This is a genomic window from Streptomyces roseus, assembly GCF_001044425.1.
Classification (GTDB): domain Bacteria; phylum Actinomycetota; class Actinomycetes; order Streptomycetales; family Streptomycetaceae; genus Streptomyces; species Streptomyces roseus.
Map to the genome: position 1 here is coordinate 238,279 of NZ_LFML01000126.1, position 21,142 is coordinate 259,420.

The 21,142-nt window shown below is 67.6% G+C and carries 16 protein-coding genes and 3 pseudogenes; 14 read left to right on the forward strand and 5 right to left on the reverse strand.

Translation table 11 applies throughout. The annotated features are described in order from the left end of the window. Positions 1-39: 39 nt before the first annotated feature. Positions 40-750 carry a cold-shock protein gene (locus ACS04_RS40550; protein ID WP_078865477.1) on the reverse strand — a complete coding sequence of 237 codons (711 nt, stop codon included), beginning with the start codon at positions 748-750 and terminating at the stop codon, positions 40-42. On the opposite strand from ACS04_RS40550, the gene ACS04_RS28980 reads away from it, so the two are divergent. From ACS04_RS28980 to ACS04_RS29005, 10 genes and pseudogenes are all read left to right on the forward strand, one after another. Further along, positions 676-1,224 (forward strand): GNAT family N-acetyltransferase, encoded by a 549-nt coding sequence (locus ACS04_RS28980; protein WP_048479783.1) that lies wholly within the window; start codon positions 676-678, stop codon positions 1,222-1,224. The two genes, ACS04_RS40550 and ACS04_RS28980, sit on opposite strands and share 75 nt — an antisense overlap. Positions 1,225-1,310: 86 nt before the next feature. Beyond that, positions 1,311-1,474: pseudogene (locus ACS04_RS40340) on the forward strand (IS630 family transposase); the annotation flags it as partial. Positions 1,475-1,514: 40 nt separating this feature from the next. Next, positions 1,515-1,667, forward strand: a complete 153-nt coding sequence (locus tag ACS04_RS38405; protein ID WP_158977604.1) for a hypothetical protein — start codon at positions 1,515-1,517, stop codon at positions 1,665-1,667. Between the two features lie 111 nt (positions 1,668-1,778). Further along, positions 1,779-2,072 (forward strand): annotated as a pseudogene (locus ACS04_RS39710) (NF041680 family putative transposase); the annotation flags it as partial. A gap of 806 nt (positions 2,073-2,878) precedes the next feature. Next, positions 2,879-3,652 carry a hypothetical protein gene (locus ACS04_RS38410; protein WP_158977607.1) on the forward strand — a complete coding sequence of 258 codons (774 nt, stop codon included), beginning with the start codon at positions 2,879-2,881 and terminating at the stop codon, positions 3,650-3,652. Positions 3,653-3,773: 121 nt separating this feature from the next. After that, on the forward strand, positions 3,774-3,914 hold the full coding sequence (locus ACS04_RS38415; protein WP_158977610.1) for a hypothetical protein: 141 nt from the start codon (positions 3,774-3,776) through the stop codon (positions 3,912-3,914). Next, positions 3,911-5,407, forward strand: coding sequence for a hypothetical protein (locus ACS04_RS28990; protein WP_158977613.1), 1,497 nt, complete (start codon positions 3,911-3,913; stop codon positions 5,405-5,407). The genes ACS04_RS38415 and ACS04_RS28990 overlap by 4 nt, the downstream gene beginning before the upstream one ends. Continuing rightward, complete coding sequence (locus ACS04_RS40345; protein WP_342449571.1) at positions 5,323-6,051, forward strand: hypothetical protein; 729 nt, start codon at positions 5,323-5,325, stop codon at positions 6,049-6,051. The genes ACS04_RS28990 and ACS04_RS40345 overlap by 85 nt, the downstream gene beginning before the upstream one ends. Next, positions 6,048-6,455, forward strand: a complete 408-nt coding sequence (locus ACS04_RS29000; RefSeq protein ID WP_048479731.1) for a hypothetical protein — start codon at positions 6,048-6,050, stop codon at positions 6,453-6,455. The genes ACS04_RS40345 and ACS04_RS29000 overlap by 4 nt, the downstream gene beginning before the upstream one ends. Positions 6,456-6,906: 451 nt before the next feature. Next, positions 6,907-7,082: pseudogene (locus tag ACS04_RS29005) on the forward strand (IS5/IS1182 family transposase); the annotation flags it as partial. 36 nt (positions 7,083-7,118) lie between these two features. On the opposite strand, the gene ACS04_RS29010 reads toward ACS04_RS29005, so the two are convergent. From ACS04_RS29010 to ACS04_RS29025, 4 genes are read right to left on the reverse strand one after another with little or no spacing between them, the layout of a single operon-like run. Further along, complete coding sequence (locus ACS04_RS29010; protein ID WP_158977620.1) at positions 7,119-8,468, reverse strand: hypothetical protein; 1,350 nt, start codon at positions 8,466-8,468, stop codon at positions 7,119-7,121. A 26-nt stretch (positions 8,469-8,494) separates the two neighbouring features. Further along, on the reverse strand, positions 8,495-12,136 hold the full coding sequence (locus ACS04_RS29015) for a hypothetical protein (protein ID WP_048479733.1): 3,642 nt from the start codon (positions 12,134-12,136) through the stop codon (positions 8,495-8,497). Next, the gene (locus ACS04_RS29020) at positions 12,136-14,364 is read right to left on the reverse strand and encodes a hypothetical protein (RefSeq protein WP_053081002.1); all 2,229 of its coding nucleotides are present in this window, start codon (positions 14,362-14,364) and stop codon (positions 12,136-12,138) included. Before ACS04_RS29020 ends, ACS04_RS29015 begins: the two co-directional genes overlap by 1 nt. A 5-nt stretch (positions 14,365-14,369) precedes the next feature. Then, complete coding sequence (locus ACS04_RS29025; protein WP_053081003.1) at positions 14,370-17,648, reverse strand: DUF6603 domain-containing protein; 3,279 nt, start codon at positions 17,646-17,648, stop codon at positions 14,370-14,372. Positions 17,649-18,750: 1,102 nt separating this feature from the next. Between ACS04_RS29025 and ACS04_RS38425 the strand changes: the two genes are divergently transcribed. The 4 genes from ACS04_RS38425 to ACS04_RS36835 all read left to right on the forward strand — a co-directional run bounded on the left by ACS04_RS38425 (position 18,751) and on the right by ACS04_RS36835 (position 21,104). After that, complete coding sequence (locus ACS04_RS38425; protein ID WP_158977623.1) at positions 18,751-18,906, forward strand: hypothetical protein; 156 nt, start codon at positions 18,751-18,753, stop codon at positions 18,904-18,906. 467 nt (positions 18,907-19,373) lie between these two features. Then, complete coding sequence (locus tag ACS04_RS29030) at positions 19,374-19,655, forward strand: small ubiquitin-related modifier (RefSeq protein ID WP_048479735.1); 282 nt, start codon at positions 19,374-19,376, stop codon at positions 19,653-19,655. 144 nt (positions 19,656-19,799) lie between these two features. Further along, a complete protein-coding gene (locus tag ACS04_RS29035; RefSeq protein ID WP_048479736.1) occupies positions 19,800-20,051 on the forward strand; it encodes a hypothetical protein in 252 nt (83 codons plus the stop codon). 126 nt (positions 20,052-20,177) lie between these two features. Next, on the forward strand, positions 20,178-21,104 hold the full coding sequence (locus tag ACS04_RS36835) for an ISL3 family transposase (RefSeq protein WP_078865470.1): 927 nt from the start codon (positions 20,178-20,180) through the stop codon (positions 21,102-21,104). The last annotated feature ends 38 nt before the right edge of the window (positions 21,105-21,142 follow it).

The window sequence follows — 21,142 nt, forward strand, 5'->3', positions numbered from 1 at the left end:
CGACCTGTAGCAGACTGTGGACAGGCCGGGCCGGGGCCATCACCCCGCCCGGCCTGTCCGTGCTTTCGCTGCCAGGCTCGGTGGACGGAGCACAGGGTAAGCACGACCGTGTGCGGGGGGTTGGGCCTCGCTGCGAGCGGGACGGTGGATGTTGTCAGCCCGAAGTCCCGCACCGTCCAAGGTGACATTGAAGAGGACCACCTCGCCCGGGCGCAGCCTGTCCATTCCATGGAGGGCCGAGGCCTCCGCCTGCACGTCCGGTCCGCCGCCCTCCTGTCGGATGAGACCAACGCCCCGGTCAGGGTCGAACCATTTCACGACACCACAGGGCGACACGCTTCCCCCCTCCGCTCGGGTCGGATCCGGAAGCCGCCACTGTCGGCCTGATCCTTGCCGATGGGGAGGGCTTGAGCAGGGGCGCGAAGCAGCGGAGCCCGGCGTGACGGCACCGACAGGCGCCTTCGCCGAACAACGCGCTGCAGCGGCGCGCACTCGCCGACAGCGCCGCCTCGGATCATGGAGCACGAGCCTGCCCTTGCCCTGCCAGCATCCCCACGTTGGGAGGGGAGGCCGCGCGTAGGCGACGGTTTGCGTCTTCCTCCCGCCGCGGCGCTGGGCGTGGCACGGTTCCAAAACCGTGTGCGCGCCGCCCGCAGGGGCCTCTACCCTCCGGGCATGGATCTTCGCGAAGAACGTCCGGGCGACAGGCAGGCCGTGCGGGATGTTCACCTGCAGGCGTTCGGTGACCATGGCCTTGTCGTGGCCGACCTGGTCGATACCCTGCGGGACACCATCACACCCCAGGACGGCCTCTCGCTGGTTGCCGAGCACGATAGGCAGGTCGTCGGGCATGTCATGTTCACCCGCAGTCTTCTGGATGCGCCTCGCCGGCTGGTTGACGTGCAAGTCCTCAGTCCTTTGGCCGTGATGCCTGCGCTCCACAGGCGGGGTATCGGCTCGGCCCTGGTCCGACACGGACTGGGGGTCCTTGCCGAGCGGGCTGTTCCGCTCGTCTTCCTGGAGGGTGATCCGGGCTATTACTCGCGATTCGGCTTCGTGCCCGGCAGGGGCCTGGGCTTCCGAAAGCCGTCCCTGTGTATCCCGGACGGTGCCTTTCAGGCCATCAGGTTCCCGGAGCATGAGCCATGGATGACCGGGACGCTGGTCTATGCAGAGCCGTTCTGGCGGCATGACGCAGTCGGCTTGCGTGACCCCAACGCCTAGTGACGCGAGCGCCGATACCCCTGCTTGTGACATGACGTGCCGTTTGGATGCTGGCCCGGGCGCGGTAGTGTCGCCAGGGTGTGCGGGTGGCAGAACGAGTATGCATCCGCGAGATCGAGGACGACGAGGGCAGGCGCCTGCTGCCAATCATCCGCAGAGTGCAGGGTCGGTGGTGACCTAGCGGCGAGCGCAGATGGTGCTGCTGTCCGCGCAGGGCATGCCGGTGGCGAAGATCGCCGAGGTGACGTTCATGCGATGCAGCGCACCCGACGCCGCGCGTTGACCCACCAGTGCGGCTGCTGAAGGCGACCGACGAGGCCGCCGACGATGGCCTCGGACAGGGTGGGGAGCTGTCGGCGTTCGAGCGGATCGTCCTCTTCGGCGTCGCCGAACTCCCCAGCCAGGAGTACCCGCCCGCTGGGCACGGCTATCCGCGCCCATGAACGCGGTCGCGGATTTCAGTCCCGTCGGCCCCTGTTGCCCTGGCTGCCGTCTCCTTGTAGGGCTTGTGCCGGGCAGGGTGTCGGCCCGGTGGGTGAGGTCGAACGGCCCCTGCGCGTGATCTGCGCCGCCCGTGGGAGAGGCCGGCGGAACCGAACAGACTCACCCCTGCCCGGGTCCGTCGCGGGTTCAGGAACCTCCGGGCGAAGACGGGCACGCCAGCCGGTGCGCCGAAACCCACCGGGCCCGGCCCCGGCCGCCCGTTTGGCTCCAAGAACCGACAACCCGCCGCCCGCTACGACGCCGGACGAGTCCTCGCGACCGGCGAGTCCTACACCCGACCCGTGTACCACAAGCACAGAACCAAGCCCCGGCGCACTGGCGAGACGACCCGTCCGACTGCGTAATCCGGGGCGCGAAGCCGTCCCCGGGTCTGGCATGCTGGCCCCGTGAACAACAAGCTCAGAAAGGACGATGCCGCGTAAACGGCCGTCCCAAGCCCACGCCTCCGGACGTCACCCGAGGCGGCAGACGCATGAAACACCAACGCCTGGGTTGCCGCGTGGCTTCGGCAAGCTTGCCGGAGCGGTTTCCCTTGCGACAGTGGTCACGAACGGCTCACCGCCCCAGCCGTGCTCTCTCCGGCGGTTGCGGTTGCCCGTTGTGCAACCCCTTCTGCACAACCGCCGAACGGGAAGTCCTGGAAGCGGCCATGCACGCTCTTCCGCCGCAGTCGGCGCGTGAACTGCGACGCCTGGTGAAACCGCTCGACGACCTTTACATTGCCAAAACCTGGCTCGACTCCTTCGTCTCGCCCGACGACGGATGGTGGGCGAGACGCTGTTGGGGATACACGTCCGTCGATCGCCGCCCAGCACCGTTGCCTGACCAGCGGAGACGTTAAACGGCAAGCTCAGGGGTGTTGCGCTTGCTGACAGGAATGTGGTGCGTGGCCTTGTTGTACTGCCACAGGGTGGCGTTCAGCCTTGTCGGGCGCTGACATGAAACCGGCGCTTCGCACCCATGCACTCGCCGACTGACGACGGGGGTTGTCGGTGTCCCGCGTGACGGCGCAAGATTTATGCGTCATTCAACTAAAAATTCGACGAGTGTCCCTCACGAGATGCACCGGGACTGCCCCGGTGAGACGCTTAAGAGGTGGATGGAGAATCCACAAATCGGCGATCCGATGCCCCTGGCGAGGGGGTTTGAGATGAAGCTCGGACGTGTGATTGCAGCTGCGATTCTTCTGTCTCCCCTCCCATTTTCGGCCAGCGTGGAGCCCGCAACTGCAGCGACCACTCACACTGTCGTTATCAAGGGTTCCTTGCAGGTGTCCAGTTGCTGTGGGCTCCTTGGGACAGGCGATGAAACCCGTACGGAAACCTTTACGAGAGTAGCCACTCTCACGCGCGATCATCCGACGGCCAGCCTCTTGGTGTCGAAGTGTGCAGGCGGTGAGGCGAGGGGAGATCTTAGATTCAAAGTTCGACTCAATGGTGCGTTGGTTTTCACGACGTCTGACCTGAAGCTGTTCGAAGAGTCGGTGTGCGACAATAATGACCTTGATGATGAATCTAGTGAATTCACGGTGTCCCCGCCGAGGCGATCACGGCACGTCAATCTTTCGACGATGAATAGTGAATTCCACTCTCCCGATGAAGCTCTGGCGCAGTTTACCGTAATTCATACTGTCTCACCCACCACGGCGCCTTCCCTGCTGTACGCCGGAAGGGTCGTCGGGAATCCTCATAAAATTGCCCTGGCGTGGGTCGATGATTCCACTGATGCAACCGGTTACGAAATTCATAATACTGAGACGAACCAGACCGCGCATCTGGCATCGGACCGCAGAAGCATGGTCTGGGAGCAGGCAATTGTGTTCCATACGTGCTTCCAAATCAGGGCACTCGGCGTCGGGGGACCGTCAGCCTGGGTTCCTGCAAACCCCAGCGAGATATGCGCCAAATGGTTCGACAGCCCCTGAACGAGGGGGGTGGCGGCCGCGGCGGGCCGCTCCGCCTGTGACCGCGCGGGGTGCCGGTGACCCTGCCGAGCGCGATGCTGGCGACAGCCGGACCGGTGGTCTCCTGCCCAGCATCCGGTCCGTGCCCGGCGCTGGGGCGAGGCGAAGAACGGATCTGCGGACGAAGGTCAACGAGAGCACCTGGGATGCCGCACTGGGCCGGGTCACCGACCACGACCGAATGATCATCGACCATCTGCTCAAGGGAGACCTCGCCGCGTGACGACAGCTTTGACCATCGAGGCCGATCCCTACATTCTTCCCCTGCCGGGGCCGGACAGCCCGGTGGTACTGGACCGGTGGATCAGCGCCGGCAACACCCACCCCAACTCCCGCTATGGCGATGGCATCTGGTCGATGGGACCGCTGACCGACAACCCTGGGGACAGCATCCACAAGATCAACTGGAAGAGGTGCCCCGCCACGCTGCGGAGCGAGTTCAGGCGCCTCGTCTGGATGCTGATCAACGGCGAGCTGCGCCCCACCTACATACGGGAACGGGGCTTTCAGAACCGGACACGCGACGGCGTGATCAGCATGCGCGACAACATCCTTCAGTGGATGAAGTTCGCACGCTGGCTCGACCGGCAAGGCGTGCCCCAGGTCAGCGACTGCACCGTGGAGCATTGGAAGGCGTACGCCGCCAAGTGCACCAACGGCTGCACGCGCGGTCATGCCCAAACAGTTCTGCGCTGGCTCTCGGACCTGTGGGCCTTCGACCAGCTGTCCGTCAGCCCCTGCGGCATCACCTGCCCTCCCTGGGAGGACGAGGGCATCGACGACTACCTGCCGGCCGAAACGGGAGAGGCGGGCGGGGAGAATAAGACCGAGCCGCTGGACCCGACCGTGATCGGCCCCTTGCTGACCTGGTCGATCCGACTGGTCGAGGACTTTTCCGGCGACATCCTGGCCGCCTGGGATGAGCGCCGCCGGATGCACGCCCGCGTGAAGGCGACCCCGAGCACCCGGGAGGGCCTGGCCGCCGTCAAGGGATACCTGCTGCCGCTCGTCGACTCCGGGGCTCTCCTGCCCGCCACGGTGAGCCGCTTGCATGGCGTCACCCTGGCTCACCACTACGTCGCCGCCGTCACGAAGGCCAGCTGGAACCAGGTCCACCATTTCGCTTCTCGGCAGGGACTCCGGCAGGTCACCGCCCGGCGGCCCGGCCCCAGCCCGATGCAGGTGCCGGTGACGGGCCGGATCGAGGGGCGCCCTTGGCGCGAGTTCATGGACTACGAGGAGACACCGATCCTGGTACGGCACCTGGCTACGGCCGCCGCAATCGTGATCTTGTACCTGACCGGCATGCGCCCCCAGGAGGCCCGGTCGCTGCGGTCCGGCTGCTGCCCGGACCCGCACCCGAATCCCGACGGCTCCATCCCGCGTCATCTGATCCGTGCCCACCACTACAAGAACGTCCGCAACTCCGACGGCCACCACATATCCGCTGGTGAGGAGCGCGCAGTCCCTTGGGTCGCGATCACCCCGGTCGTCAACGCCATCCGCGTGCTGGAACGCATCGTCCCCAAGGGCGAGCTCTTGTTCAACTCCACCCACCACGATGTCGTCGGCCAGCGCAAGCACCACGGTGCGCTGAAGCGGGGCACCTGGACCGCCGCGTCGAGGATCTCGTGTCGTGGATCAACCAGGAGGCCAGCGCTCAAGGCCTGTCCGCCCAGATGGTGCCGGCGGACCCGCACGGCAACCTTGGACTGAGCCGCCTGCGCAGAACGCTGGCCTGGCACATCGCCCGCCGCCCCGGCGGCTTGGTCGCCCTCGCCATCCAGTACGGCCACATGCGCACCGCCCTGGACGCCCGCACCTCCACCGGCTACGGCAACCGCGCCCGCCGGGGGTTCCACGGCGAGCTCGACGTCCAGACCGCGCTCGCAGCCGCACAGACCGCAGCGCGACTACGCGACGCCGCAGCGGTCGGAGAGAAGATATCCGGTCCCGCCACGCGGCGGGCTCTCATCGGAGCCGCTTCGATCCCCGCCTTCGAAGGCGCCCTGACGACCCCGAAGGCCGCCGCCAAGTTCCTCGTGCGCGATGGCCTCGTCCTCTTCGACAACCCGGACTCGTTCCTCATCTGCGCCTTCAAGCGCGACACGGCCCTGTGCGATCCGGACCCCGGGGCGGCGGCACCCAACCAGTTCGCCTGCCAGCTCGGCTGCGGCAACGCGATCCGCACCGACAGCCACGCGCAGGCAGCTCGGGAGCACGCTGATCGGCTCGATGCGAAGGCAGCCCTCGTGCCCCAGCCCCTAGGCGACCGGATTCGCCGAACAGCCGGCCGCTTCCGTGCACTCGCCGACGCCCACGACTCCGCCGCCCAGTCCGCCGAGGTGGCCATCTCATGAACCAGCAGCACACGGACGAACGCTCCCGTATCCGCGAGGCCATGGACCGCCTCCTGGCCGGCCAGCCCACCAGCTCCAACGGCAGCCTCACGGTGGTCGCGCTCGCCGCAGAGGCCGGTGTGCACCGCATGGCTCTGCAGAAGCGCCACGCCGACCTCAAGGAAGAGTTCTACGCGCGGGTGCGCACGGAAACGCACCAGACGCCGGAAGTCGAAAAGCGACTTCGCAAAGAGGTCGTCCGCCTGAAGGAAGCACTCAAGGACTCCCGGGCTGCCGAAGCCGCCTCCCGGCATCGAGCGGAGCAGATGGCCCTCGCGGCAGCCGTCCTCATCCTCCGGCAACCCAACAGCCAGGACCACCCTGCCCCCGACAACCTCATCCCGCTTCGCCCATCCACCGATTAAAGAGGGCCAACCAAAGGTCGTCCCGGATTGCCGGATCCTCGACCTCCGCATCCCTCACGGTCACCTTGGTCTCCCCCTCCCCTTGCGTGCCCAGCGACGGGTGCATCGGCCGCCGGGCCGATCAGTGTCACTTGGGCTTTGACTTGGGATTCTCCGAACACACTCCCTGCCACTGCGGCGCCTCACGGCAGCGTATAGACGTTGGTGTCGACCGGTGCGAGCGCTGGCGGCGCATCATCCGCGGGTTGTCCCGTGGGTGGGTTCTTTGTGGGATTCGGGGGAGGCGGCGACGGTGCGTCATCCATGCGCTGCTCTGCGGGTGACTCCTTGAAGTTCCGGAGGGCGTGATCCAAGCCTGCAACTTCCCTCGCGACGACGAGGTTCGGTGTCTTCAACTTGATGTTCTTCTCGATGTATCCCTCAGCGGGCTTCGCGGGGATCGTCCACTTGTCGCCGTCGGTGGTAGTGGAACGGAGCATCGGTTGGACCGTGCTGCACCGCCGCCTCGTCCGTGACTACGAGACCCTCACCACCAGCTCCGAAGCCATGATCCACATAGCCTCGATCGAGAACCTCGCCAAGCGCATAACGGGCGAGACCACACCAACCTGGCGAGGGACCTACTAGGGCATAAGAAGCAATTCGGCTACGTCAGACGCCCTCTCAGTCATCCGCCGAGCGGATGTCGCCTCCGTCGGGTTCAGCGATGGTTCCTTGGCCGTCCGAAGCATCGTTCACGCTGCTGCGGGAGTCGTAGTAATGCACTCGCCAGGTGGCGTTGGAGTAGTCCCTACTGCCCCCGTAGACGTTGTCCCTGTTACCGGTCTCACAGTAGAGATAAAGCTCCTTGTTGTGGCTGTTGACCTCCAGCTTGATGCGGTCACCGGCGCGGATAGCCCGCTTGCCGCCGACGGTGACGTTGCCGGTAGTCGTGATGTTGTTGTTGAAGGTGCTCGCCCCGGTGACGTTCAGGACCGCGTCGACCTTCAGGCCTGCGGGCTGGCTGATCCGCAGCGGGTTGCTGCCCGCACCGCGTACCGATCCGGCGACCGTCAGGTCCTTAGCGGTGTTGGTGAGGCTGACGCTGTCGGCGAACGTACTCGCCCCGGTGACGTTCAGGACCGCGTCGACCTTCAGGCCTGCGGGCTGGCTGATCCGCAGCGGGTTGCTGCCCGCACCGCGCACCGATCCGGCGACCGTCAGGTCCTTAGCGGTGTTACTGAGGCTGACGCTGTCGGCGAATGTGGCCGGGCCCTGGACGGTGAGGTTCCTGACGACGAGGTCAGGAATGCGTACAGTGACCGCCGTGGTCAGGGTGTGCGTGAGGGTGACACCACCGGCTGTGACTTCGGCGCGGAGCATGAAGCCGGTGACGGTGGTCAGGCCGCGCGGGGTGGACCAGATACGTTCCTTGTCGAGGGAGACTCCGGCGGGGGTGTCGCCCCAGTGCATCGTGTACTTCGCGTCCGAGCCCTCCCAGCGGAGCACGGCGACCTCACCGTTCTCCACCATGATCTTCTCGGGCGCGAAATTCCGGAACACGAACCCGGCCGGGAACTTGTCCACCTCGACCGAAGCGTCCTTGTTGGTGAAGCTCCCGTTCGTCCTTGACGAACTCTCGACGATCGCGATGGAGACCTGACCCGCCGTGCGGTTGACTGCGATGTTGGACAGGGTGAGGGTGATGATCTGCCCGGTGAACTGCACCGCGCGCTCCGGGGTAAAGGTGATGACCGCGAAGCCGCCGGAGACGGTGGGGGCGGACGGCGTCCAGCCGGTGCTGGCACCGGTCTTGATGTCGGCGCCTTCGGTGGTGAGGTGCTCGGCTCCCGCGCCGACCGGCACCCGGACGGTGATTTTGTTGCACCAGGCCGACGTGGTGATCCCGCCGCCGACATTGATGTTGACGGAGCCGTATTCGGTTTCCTCGGCGGAGCTGACCCGCAGCGGCTTCGGGTCGGTCGACGGTTCGTACGGCAGCAGGTTGGTGGCGTTCACCATGATAACGCTCATGCAACAGCCTTTCTGTTGAGAGAGGTTCAGGACGTCTCGGCCGCGTCGAGCAGCAGGTATCCATACCGGGCCTCCGCCTGCGGATCCCCGAAGTGCGCCGCGGAATCAGCCGGCACGATCGGCAGCTCCACCCACTCGGTCTCCGACCTGCGCGGCTCGGCCCAACTCCACGCTCCGTGCCACGACGCGGGCTGCGGCAGCACCACACCTGCCTCCGTCGGTTCCTCCCCCGCCCGTGCCCGCCGGGCTTCCTCGGCCTTGTCGACCCGCTCGGCCGCGAGCAGTGGGCCGAGCCGGAAGGACGCCCGGATCCGCCGCATCGCCTCGGACACCAGGTCGTCGGGCAGCTGGACCTTGGTCACCGGAAGGATGTCCGTGGTGGCATGCACCGCCGCGTAGGGATCCATCAGCAGTGTCAGGTGGTGCGTCACCGGCTGGTCCGGGGTGCGCGCGGGCACGGCCAGGCCGTGGCCTTTGTCGATCGGGGTCAGATAGCCCCCGCCGCCCTGCGGCATGACCGCGTGGAAGAGCTCGTACGAGGTTTCCTGGTCGGGTCCGGTCGCCCCGGCGAAGTATCCGATGAGGCCGTCGCCGAGCCGCTTCTCGTTGCCGAGGCGGACCGGCCAGCGGTAGCCGTCGTACTCCTCCTCCGACTCCCCAAGGACCTGGCCCCAGCTCGGGTTGCTCAGCAGCGGCCCTTCGAGCTCGACGCCCAGATCGGCGCGCACCAGTGCGAGCGGGCGGCCGATGAGCCGCAGTGGAGAGCCGTCCTCCTGGGCCGCGTCGTCGAGGATGGTGTCGAGAGTCTCGTCGATGGTGTCGAGCAGACCGGTAAGGGCGGCGGCGGGTTTGTCCTTCAGGGTGCGGACGAACCGGGCCAGGTGCGGCATGGCGTCCTCGAACTCCTGGGCGTCGACGTCGGGGTGGGGGGAGCCGGGGAGGGGTAGCCACACGCTGTCGTCCGCGCCGTCGATGTCCTTGACGACACGGAGTTCGCCGAGACAGACGCCGTCGGGTCCGTGGACGACGAGGGTCTGGTCGAGATGGTTGAGCAGCAGCCAGCCGGCCAGGGGGTTTTCCGTCGTGGCCGCGCGGGCCATGGGCGAGAGCCGCTGCCCGTCCACGGCGCGTACGGTCTCCAGCCGCAGTCGGGCGCCCTGCAGGAGACGCGGGCCGAGCTGGACGAAGCGGGCCGTGCCGATGAGGTCCTCGTGCAGGACGCTGTCAGGGGCAACGCTCTCCGCGAGGGTGAGGGAGACCTGCTCGTAGTTGCCGCTGTTGACGATGTCGTAGGTGCGGCCGAAGCGGTCGACGATGCGCAGGTCGTGGAAGGTGAACTGGCCGGCGCGGACCGGCTGGAACGGTGTTCCGGGGTCGTCGGCGGGCGGTTCGAGGGGGCCGCCTTCCGGGACGCTCTGGATGTCGCCGACGAGCCTGGCGATGGCCTCGGGGACGTGCACGGTGGTCCTGGCGGTGCCGTCCTGCTGGACGAGCCAGTCGTGGAAGCCGTCGAGGCGCTGGGAGAGCATTCCGGGGTGGCCGAGTTCCTCGCGCAGGGCGAGCAGGCCTTCGGTGGGAGCGCCGGAGTAGGTGTCGAGGTAGCGGTCGATCTGCTTCTGTAGGACCCACGGCACGCTCGGGGTGAGGAACGCCCGGTTCTTGAAGGTGAGCCAGCGCAGGTTGGCTTCGCCGCCGCCGGGCTGGGCTCCCCGGCCGGACCATTCGTAGCGGCTGCCGTTGAAGGTCCAGTAGGTGGTGTCGCCGGTCTGGAAGGGCGTAGGGCAGTACTTCAGTTCGTATTCGAGGTGCATGGGCAGCCAGGGCTGCTGCCACGGCGCGGTGTGCTCGGGGACGGGCCCGGTGACGGCGGCGGGGTCCTTGAGCGCCGCGTCGAGAGCGCCGGGTACCCGGGCCACCTGGTCCAGGAGGGCGAACTCGGCGAGCAGCGGGGTGCAGGCGTCGGGGAGTCCGGCCAGTCCGGGGCTGGGCGGAGTGGTGGGCCGGTCGTAGGTCGTGCCGCCGACGGTGATCCGGGTGATCAGGGCCTCGGGAAGGCGGCAGGGCAGCAGGGTGTCCCGGGTGAGGGGTTCCTTGGCACCGGTGTCCTTGATGAGCACGACCGGGTCGGCGGGGCGGTAGTAGGACTCGCGGGCGGTGCGCTCGAGCTGGTAGCGCGGGTCGAGTCCGCGTTCGGTCGCGTACTTCACGATGTCGGCCGCGAGTTCTTCCGGAGTGCCGCCGGTGGGCAGTTGCCTCGACAGCACGAACTGCTCTTCGAGCAAAGCCTTGGTCCGCCCGGCCAGACTCGTCGCATCGCTCTCGTTGAGCTGGACGTCAGCTGCGGCGTCGAACCCCGCGGGGTGCTCAGGGGTGAACGGGGGAACCGGCTTGTTGCGCAGCCACCAGATGTTCCACAGGCGCTGCTGGGAGCGGCGGAGCCTGGGGGTGAGGTCGTCGTACCGCCGTTGGACCTCGTTGAGTTCGGCCAGCCACCCGGGTTCCGGCGGCGGGGGCGGCAGCTCGTCGTCGCCTTCGACGGGGCGCGCGGTCACCTTCCACACATGGCCGCCGCCGGAGCCGGAGAACCAGGAGTGATGGGTGAGGGTGTCGAGGTCCTCTTCGCCGTCGGCGGTGTCGAGTGTTTCGAGGGTGCCGTGGAAGAGGGAGCGTACGAGGTCCCCGGTGCGCGCGGACCGGGTCTGGCGGGCGGCCAGCCGGCCGAGGGCTTCGGCGCTGCTGCTGCCCAGCGTGAGGATCTTGCTGAGTTCGATGTTGCTCGGTTTGTCGGACTCGTGGGTGGTGCCTTCGCGCTGCCAGTCGACTCCCAGCGCCGAGCCGCTGTAGAGGGTGCGGTCCAGGGCGTCGGCGGCGGTGCCTTCGGGGATGTTCCAGCCGAGGGCTTCGAGGAGGTCGGCCGTCCCGTCCGCGTCCGGCGGGAGCAGGCCGGGCACGGACGCGGCGCGGTTGAGGTAGTCGAGTGCGTCGTCGCTGTACCAGCCGACGACGAAGTAGCTCAGCGTCGCGTCGGGCGGGTAGTTGTCCAGGTCGCCTTTGAGGTCCTCAAGGGTGTCGTGGATGGAGAACACGTCTTTGTTGTACGGCTGGTAGGCCGCGTAGCCGGGCAGTCCGGGCCCGGCCGCGGTCAGGTGCGGCTTCTGGGCGTGCGGTTCGGTCCACGGCGACTGGGTGAGATCGTGGCGGCGGCCGAGGAAGGTCAGCTCCAGTGGAGCGCCCTCTGGCGTATCGGGGTTCGGGTGCTTGTTGGTGCCCTGGACGTCGTTGCCGTCGGCGTCCTGGACCGGGCGGCTCTCCAGGTAGTCGCTCTGCACGATCCATCCGACGGCTTTGCGGTCCGCCTCCGCTGCTGTGGTGCTGTAGCGCACGACCAGCCAGCGGTTGGGGACGAAGGGGAAGGTCGTCTCCCCCGTCGTCTGGTCGTAGTGCCCGTTGGCCAGCGCCTCGGGCAGCTGCCAGTGGACGTAGACGCCTTCGCTGTCCGGGCCCATGGTCTCGGTGCCGACGCCGGGGGGCGGCTCCGCGCCCGCGCCCTCGTCGATCATGGCGTCGAAGTTCGGCGTCCACCGGTTGAACGTCTCGGCGGTGCGGGTCAGCCGGTTGACGACAAGGGCGTTCACCTTGACAGGGACGATCAGATCCGTGGCGCTCATCAGGCGGTCTCCGTCCGGGCAGCGGTGCCGGTGGGGCTGAGGATTTCCTGTTCCAGAGGGGCGTTGACGAGTTCCAGGGCCAGTTGTCCGGGATCAAGGTCGGTGAGACCGAACTCCCGGGCCAGGGCGGGCACCAGGCCGCCGGTTCCGAACATCTGGAGCACCGCGGGTCCGGAGTCCGGATCGGAGCGCAGGTGAAGGTCGAAGAGGTCGCCGGTGGCCGGGTAGTAGGTCTCCAGCGGGGTACCGATCGGCGGGTCGGCGGCCAGGCTGCGCAGGCCGAGGCGGTTCCCGGCGTCGATGCCGTAATGGATGCCCTGTCCCGGTTCGCGAAGGACGACCTTGTCGGGAACGCCGTCCCACAAGACGAGCAGGATCCTCTTGTCCGGTGTGGCGCGGCGCAGTTCGGTGAGGACGGTGCCGTCCTCCAGGTAGGCGTTGACCTTGATGTCCGGCCAGGCGGGGATGAGTTCGGAGTGGATGAGCAGCCCGCCGGCGGCTCCCTTCGCGCTGTTCGCGCGGGCGGTGGCGCGGTTGAGTTCGGGGGCGAGGCGGCTGTCGACGGAGGTGTGCACGCCGACGTCGGCGGCTCCGGCGACGAGCGCGTCGAGCCAGCCCTGGTCGAGGCGGAACATCCGCAGGGATTCGAGGGGCAGCATGCGCGGGTCGGGCACGAGGTGGTGGAACGGAACGCCCTGGAGCAGGCCGAGGCGGGCCTGCCAGGCGGCGATGGCCCCGGCGTCGCGTTCCGCGGTGGTCCGCAGCAGGGAGAGGGCGCGCTCGTCCGCGAACACGGCCCTCGCCCGGGTACGTGTCACTCTCGGCTGCGGGGTCCTGCGGCCGGCGTCGTCCGGGAGCTGAGGGCCCTTGAGGCCGGTGCTGAGCTGCTCGCGGAAGCGGGCGGAGGCGAGTTCGCGCAGCGCGCTGAGGGCGGGCGGGGCGTCGGGGTCGACCGAGGCTCGTGCTGGATCCGCAGCCAGCGCCATCAACGTCGTCGCCCGGTTGGCCAGTTCGCGGCGGGCCCGGCTGACGGTGGTGGTGTATTCGGGGTCGGCCAGGCCGATGGCGCGGCCCAGGGTCCAGGCGACTGCATAGCTGACGTCGAAGATGCCGTGCTCGGGCTCGTAGATGAGCACGTGGTCGGAGGTGGTGTGCGGGCCGGGGCTGTGCTCGGTGGGCACGTCGAACGCGGTGACCGGGGTGGCCGGGCCGCGGTACCAGGCGAAGGTGCGTTCGCCGGAGAGGGTCAGCTGCGGGACGGCGGTGTAGCCGAGTGTAAGGCGGTCGCGGACGTAGTCGTCCTCGGGGTCGTCGGTGATCGGTGCGGTCACCGGCAGACGCAGGGCGAGGTCTTCGGGGTCCGCGGCGCCGGGGGCGACGAGGTTCTCCAGCAGTGCTCCGGGGTCGGCGGCGGGCCCTTCGCTGCTGGTAAAGCTCCAGCTGTGCAGCGAGCACAGGCGGACGGCTGTGGTGCCGCCGGGCAGGGTGCCGGACAGGCGGCCCTCGAAGCCTTCGAGGGAGACGAGGTGGACGGCGTAGTTACCGGGGTTGTGGGGGAAGCGGTTCGCGTTGACGACCGCGTACTCCCCTTCTTCGAGGACTTCGCCGTCGGCCCGGGGCTTGTTCGCGTCGACGACCTTGCGGACGTGGGCGAGGTAGTACATCTCGTCGTCGCGCGGGGCGACCGCGTTGAAGAGGTCCGCCGGGACGTCGATGGTCTGGCACTTGCTCCGGGCCTCAGCCTCGTCGACGCCGCCGGACGGCAGGTTCGGGCCCTTGACCCCCGCCTCGGCAGGGTTGCGGAGCTCCTCGACGGTGCGCAGCACGGTGTCCCCGGACGCGGCGGGGTCGTCGGGCAGTTCGTTCTCGCCGAAGACGAGCAGGGCGAGCCAGGGCGGGCGGGCCGGAGGCTGCTCGGCGCGGGTTCCGGCGAGGTTGCGTTCCCAGGGCAGGATCGACCGGCTGAGGGTGATGTGCGGCAGGGTCCTGGTGTAGGCGCCGGTGCTCTCGCGCGGCGGGTAGTAGGCGTGGACGGACGCTTCGCTGAGCACGAAGCGGACGGCCTTGATCTCGAAGGTCTCCTCGGACGGGAGCAGCTTGTCCTGGGCGTCCAGTTCGCCGTCGGAGTCGCTGAGGGTGTTCTTGACCACGACCCGGTAGTCGCCGGGGGTGGCACGCGGGATCAGGTGGTCGAGGAAGTGGATGCGCAGATCCGGTTCAGCGGGCACGGCCGTCACCTCGTCGCGGTGGTGGTCAGGGGCGGGGTGGTCAGGCTGCGGCCGGCGAGTGCGGCGTAGCCGGTGAGCGGACTGTCGGTGTCGGCGCCGGGGCCGGCGCCGAGCCGGGCGAGGGTGCTGAGCGCGGCCGTGCGGCGGTCCTTGACGGTGGGAGCGGCGACGGTGTTGACGATGGTCCGGATGCTCTGGTCGTCGGCCCGCGGCTCGGGCCCGGCGGGGGCGGACACGCGCAGGGGCATGCGACCGTCCGGGAGTCCTTCGTACGAAAGCGCCTTCGAGGTGACGGGCCCGGTGTCGGTGCCGTAGTCCGGCTTGGGGAGGGTGATCCTCAGTCCGGTGAGGCGGTTTTCGAGCAGCTGGTCGCCGTCGAGCGCATCACCGGGTTTGGCCAGGGGCTTGCCCCACAGGCCGGGGGCGACCGTGCCGGTGACCGGCTTGACCACCCAGTGATGGTCGGTGGGGTGGAAGGTCGTGCCGTCCTTGGTGATGGTGACCCGGTGGGCGGAGGTGACACCGGTCTTCCGCATGGGGCGGATGTCGATGCTCCCCTCGTCGGACTGCTTGATCAGCCGTTCGTTGATGTACAGGTGTGAGGCGGGGATGCCGGCTTCGGTGGTGAAGGTGAATCCGGCCGAGGAGACGAGGGTCGGCTCCTTGGCGGCCGCGCGCCGGGTGATCTCGCCCTGGTCGGCGTCGGCGAGCAGGCCCTCGTTGGGGATGACCCGGGCGGGTGCAGGGATCTGGGTGCGGAACTCGGGCCAGTCCACGGTGGGGGTGCTGTCGCGGGAGGAGCCGAAGCCGAAGCTGAAGGAGATGAACCAGAGTTTGACGGTGGCCCGGCCCCCGAAGGGCGGCAGCCACAGGTGGAGGTCGATGCCGACCTCGACGGAGATGCGGACCCGGACGAACCAGACCTTGATGGTGGCCGCGACACCGATGCTGATGCCGAGCCGGACGTCGAGGTAGAAGGGTTTCCACTGGACCAGCACGTCGAGGTGCGCGGTGAACCACGCGGAGAAGATGCCCTTGTCGTAGACGGCGGCCAGGCGTCCGCCGAACATGAACGCGGCGGGGGTGATCGCGGCGTAGGCCTCGGCCCGCACGGTGATGTCGCTGGCCGGGGACCACACGAACCCGAGTCGTTTGGGCCGGGGGTAGTGTGTGGGGACGTTGTAGTCGGGGTGGTAGCCGCCGAGGCTGATGGCGAAGTCCCCGGCGTGGCCTCCGCCGGTCCAGACGTAGACGGCGATGCCACCGGTGAGCTCGATGGACGGATCGAGCACGTAGCTGCCGGGCAGCAGAGCCACGTCCATGGACAGGCAGTGCTCGGCGGAGCTGAAGCCGAGGCTCAGGCCGATGTTCACCCTGGCGATGGCCCGGGCGTTCGGGTTGAGGGTGCGCGGCAGGCTGACGGAGGTGCGGCCGAGCAGCATGGCCTTGACGGAGTCGCCGAGTTCGATGACGGCGAGGGCTTTGGTCTCGATGAAGCCGAAGCTGGTGAACTTCACTCCGGCGGCGATCCAGTACTGGCCCTCGGTGGGGCGGATCCAGCCGGTGGGTCCGGTGAGGGCCTTGAGTGCGTCCTCGGGGGTGTACGGCGTCGGGGCCGGCATGCCGGGCAGGGCCTGGGCCGCGTCCAGTCGTGCCACCAGGGGGAATTCGGCGATCTCGGCGCCGGTGGGGACCTTCTTGAAGGAGCTGTTGATCCCGAATCCGGCGGAGAAGCCGGTGACGGTGAAGGGTGGCGGGCCGAAGACCGAGGCGCCGCCGAGGAGGGAGATCTCGCCGTAGATGAAGACGGAGTGCCAGCCTTCGACGCTGCGTGCCCACACGGCCTGGGCGCCGAGTTCGACCGCCATCGCCTGGACGAGGATCAGTCCGGCGAGTTCGAAGTCGAGGGTGGGGTCGTCGGGTGTCTTGTTGAGCAGTCCGCCCTTGAGGCTGATGAGTCCGTCGGCGGCGGTGGCTTCGATGTTCATGCCGTGCAGGAAGGGCAGCAGCGGGAAGCCGCCGCTCATGCCGACGTAGAAGCCGAGTCCGGCGACCTGCCAGGTGAGAGAACCGATCGTGACCTGGCCCTGGAGCTCGATGAGCAGGCCTTTTTTGAAGTCGTAGCGGAATACGATCGACGAGAGGTAGACCGGCCCGAACTGCTTGCCGATCACGAACTCGTATTCGAGCTTCGGCTTGTCGGGGCTCTCCGGAGCCGGTCCGAACTTCGGCGGGACGGTGATCACCAGTGCCGGGGTCGGATGGCCCATGACCGCGAGGTGGACCGCCGCACTCACGTTCTTGCCCAGCGGGACCCCTGCCGCCGCGTTCACCACCGGCAACTGCTGGAGCGGGCCGAGGTTGTACTCCGTGACGACCCGGTTGATCTTGATGACGTCTTCGGCGCTGAGGTTCTCGGAGACGTACATGATCTGGAGCGCGGGCAGGGACAGCAGCCCGTTGCCGATCATGGGTCCGACCACCGGCAGCCCGGAACCGTCCCAGTCCGTGCGGGCCCGGACCATGGCGACGGTGGTGGCCTTGGGTTTGCCGTCCTGGCCGGTGCGGCCGAGCACCGTGGTCCGCAGCACCAGCAGTTCCACTGGGTTCGCGCCGGTGCCGTGGTCCACCGGCGCTTCGGCGGTGACCATCAGGTTGTCCATCTTGCCCATCGGGTGCTGGTGCAGCTGGACCCGCTCCAGCCAGTCGACCAGCGGTCCGGGCAGTTCGACGCCGTACTCGCCCAGGGCTTCGAGCAGCGGGGTGATCAGCAGCGGCGGTCCGTCGAGGGGCTGGGCCGTGCCGATGGACTCCTTGCGCAGTTCGGCGCGGAACTCCAGCGGGTCGGCGACCGCCCCGCCGAGCTGGAAGCCCACCCAGGGCCCGGTGCCGGGGCACCGTCCGGCCGCGGCCGCGGCCTGTCCGGCGGCCAGCAGGACCCGCAGTGACCGGCCACCGGACAGCCCGGACAGGTCGACGCGGGCGACGGCGGTCTGGAGCAGCCAGGTCGCCGGGCTCGCCTCGAAAAGCAGCGCGTTGACCGCCGTGCCGGTGGCGAAGAACCGGGCGCTGGCCGGCATCTCCTCACCGGCCAAAGTGACTTTGCCGGTCACTGTCAGAGCGGCGCTGTCGACGGTCGCCTCAGTGAGGGTCAGAATGCCGCTCGGCAGGTGCTCCAGGGACTCGGACTCGCCGCTCAGCCCGAGCCGTCCGGTGTCGAGTTCGAACGTACCGGCACCCCCCGCCGGGAACAGTGCAACCAGTTCGTCGACCGTCAGCGCCATGGGTGACCCCTGCCTGTGGACACGGTTAGGTGAGGCGCCCGCGGAACTGCGGGGCCCCTGTGCCGGTATGTGCCGTTACGGAAAATAAAATAGGCGAGGGTCACGAAAACATCAATACGGAGCGTGTGCGTGGCACAGCCATCCGGCCATTACGTCTGGATAACGCCGGCCAGGGGCCTGGAAATGGACACCTCTTTCCCGCCAAACACGCTTTCACGTGAGGAGATTTAGGATATTATACGGGCCACCGGAAGCGGACACCTGGCCGAAAGATCCTTCGGAGAATCGATTCGGCCAGCGCATTTTCAGACGACCGAATCCGCAGCCCGCTGCTCTCCCCGCTTTGCGATCCCCCGTCCCGAATGAATGACCGAATTACAGGATTCGGCCATGCACCCCCAGGACAGCATCAAAGTCAGTTGATCAGGTAGCGGGGCGGTCCAGACCGACGGGCGGATAATGCGACCGTGGGAACGCTCGGTTTGGACGTGCTCCTCCGCTTCGGGGACCGCGGGTGGCAGAGCTGCGCGGACCCGGGCGAGCGGGGCCGCCTGGTTGCCGACAGGGCGTAGTCGGCGTGACGCTGTTCCCGCAGGTAGGCGACGGTGCCGCGCAGGTGCGGGCGGGGTCGACGTTCTGGAACATCCGTCGGGTGGTGGGTTCGCCGGCCGCGCGGCGCCGACGGGACTCGCGGTCGGCGGGCGCCGAGGGCACACTTCTTCGTTCCAGTTGATGGGCCGCCGCCGTTCTGCGGGTCAGCGGTCTCCCGAGCCGTCCCAGGCACACTTCCTGCACGGTCAGTGGATTGACGTTGCACTGCGTTTGCGAGGGTGGAATAGGTCGGTGGGTCATTGACTAACTTACGATGCGGTCGGAATGGCTCACGCGGCGGTCATGCAAGTGAGTCCCGGACCGACTGGTTCGGGACTCACGGCAGTGCGGGACGCGGCTGCTACAGGTCAAACTCCAGGGGTGCTCAAGCGGAGCGACTCAAGAAAGGTGGCCGGGCTACTTCCCCGAACGAATTTCTGGCCGTCTACGTCTGCCGAGACGGAAGCGTGACAGGCACTTTGACGCTTCCGGGCGGCTATTAAGAGTCCGGGTGAGTGCAGTACTGGCCATCAGTGGTGAATTGCGAGCCGCCCGCCGGACGTTCCCCTGGATCGGGAACGTGGTCGGCGAGGGGAGCGCGAACAGGTTCGTAAATTTCATCGAAGCGGCCTACATCATGCCGGTAAACGAGGAACAGCCGACCTGACAGGAACTGCTCGTCCGAACCGTTGGGTGGCCCGTCCCATACCTGCCACAACCACCACCGCGCGCCCCACACAGAGGAGGCACAATGCGTGAACACAAGGACTTGACAGGGAACATCCACGCTGCTCCCAGTACGGGTGGGCGCTGATCAGACAGGAGAGACGAATCAGCTCGCGCCGCAGGACGGCGGTGCCGAGGGCGGGCTGGAGAGCGAGTCGGCGGTAGATCCGGATCTGGTCTTGTTTGAGAGAGACGAGGTCGTCAGGGAAGTGGAAGTGTGACATCCACTCATTGAAGCAGTTGTTCGAATATTTGTGCGAACGAGGATGGTGATCCTTTAGGGGTGTGCCGAACCTTGTCTTGTGACAGTGAACCTTCATCCGTGTCACTGAAAGTTGATCACCAGTGAGCCTGGGTCAGCGAAGATTGGGCGACGCAACCCGGCGCCGAGATGAAAGGAACTTGAGGATGACCGATGAGGCGATGGTGGCAGAGGATGGCAGCGATGGGGCCACGCACATCCAGGTGAAGGTACGCTCGGTCGACGGCCACGAGGTCAACTTCCGGATCAGGCGAACGACCCGGATGGAGAAGGTGATGACCGTCTACTGCGCTCGAATCGGGCACCCGGTGGCCGACGTCCGCTTCCTGTATGACGGCGAGCGGATCAGCTGGGATTCCACGCCTGAAGACCTTGGGATGCAGGATGACGACCTGATCGATGTGATGGTCCAGCAGGTAGGCGCCTGACCCACTCCGCCGGCCGGGCGCCGAGACCTCGGCCATCGGCGGCCGAGGTCTCGACTACAGGCAGGTTCATTGGCAATGATCAATCTTCGCTGACAGGGGACAAAGTTCCCCCGGCCGGGTTCGGGAAGCGGGACACTGGCCGTCATGTGGATGGGGTTCGACAAGAAGGAAGCCAAGGCTACGGTGGAGGGTGCCCTCCCGTGGCTCGCTCCCGCGGGCAAGCTCACCGTGGAGGCGCTGCGCAAACTCGACCGGCCGCTGCTCGCATGGGCACCGGAGGGGGAGGCGTACCGGTTCGACTCGGCCGCCTACTACTCCGAGTACGCCGACGAGCCGGGCGGGCTGTCCCCGCTGGAGAGAAAGGTCGCGGCACTGCCCCCGTGGCTTTATCCATGAGAACGGGTTCTGGCACAGGTTCTGTGGTTTGGCCACGTTGAGTGACTACGGGGCCAGCGGGTCGGGCCTGCGAGGTTGCCCGAAAATGGCTCTCCGTTCGGCTGGTTGGGCCGACAGTTCGGAGCCGTGGATGACCTTGCGGCTCGGTTGAAGGACCTGCTGTTCCCGTCGGTGGCGAATGTGGTGGTGCTGTCGCTGGACGTGAACATCGCGACAGTGCGCGTTGATGTCCGGTGCACGACGGCAGGCGCGTCATGCCCGTTGTGTGAGACGTGGTCGGAGCGTGTTCACGGCTCCTATTTGCGGTTTCCCGCTGACGTACCGAGCGGCGGCAGAATCGTGGTTCTCCGGTTGAGAGTCCGACGGTTCACCTGCCCGAATGCCTCCTGCGGGCAGAGGACGTTCGTCGAGCAGAGACCAGGGCTGACGCGTCACCACGGCCAGCGGACGGAACGGCTGCGCTCGACCCTGTCCGACATCGGACTGGCACTGGCCGGCAGGGCGGGTGCCCGTATGACCCGGGAGCTCGGCGTCGGCGTCAGCCGGAGCACGGTCCTGCGCCTGGTCGACGCTCTACCAGAGCCGGATCCCCCCGCCCCGCGGGTGGTCGGCGTCGACGAGTATGCGACGCGCAAGGGTCGGCACTACGGGACAGTCCTGGTCGATGTCGAGTCCCGTCGGCCGGTAGATCTGCTGCCTGACCGGGAAGCCGCCAGCCTCGCGGCCTGGCTGGCGAAACGGCCAGGGATCGAAGTGGTCTGCCGGGACCGGGCCCCGTTCTTCGCCGAAGGCGCCACCGCCGGCGCACCCCAGGCAGTTCAGGTCGCTGACCGGTGGCACCTCTGGCACAACCTCAGCGAGGCCGCCGAGCGAAGTGTCTCCCAGCACCGCCGCTGCCTGCGCGTTCTTGCTCCGACCGACCCGCAGACTGAGGCCGAACCTGCGCTGGCAGCCGAGCCCGCAACCTCACCGTGGATGACCAGCAATCGCTTCGCCGACCGCACTAGAACCTGTCCTGTCGATCTCGGCCGTCCAACTGTCACACCCCGATGAAGCTCACCGTTTCCGTCATGTCCGCCCGCCCGGTGCGC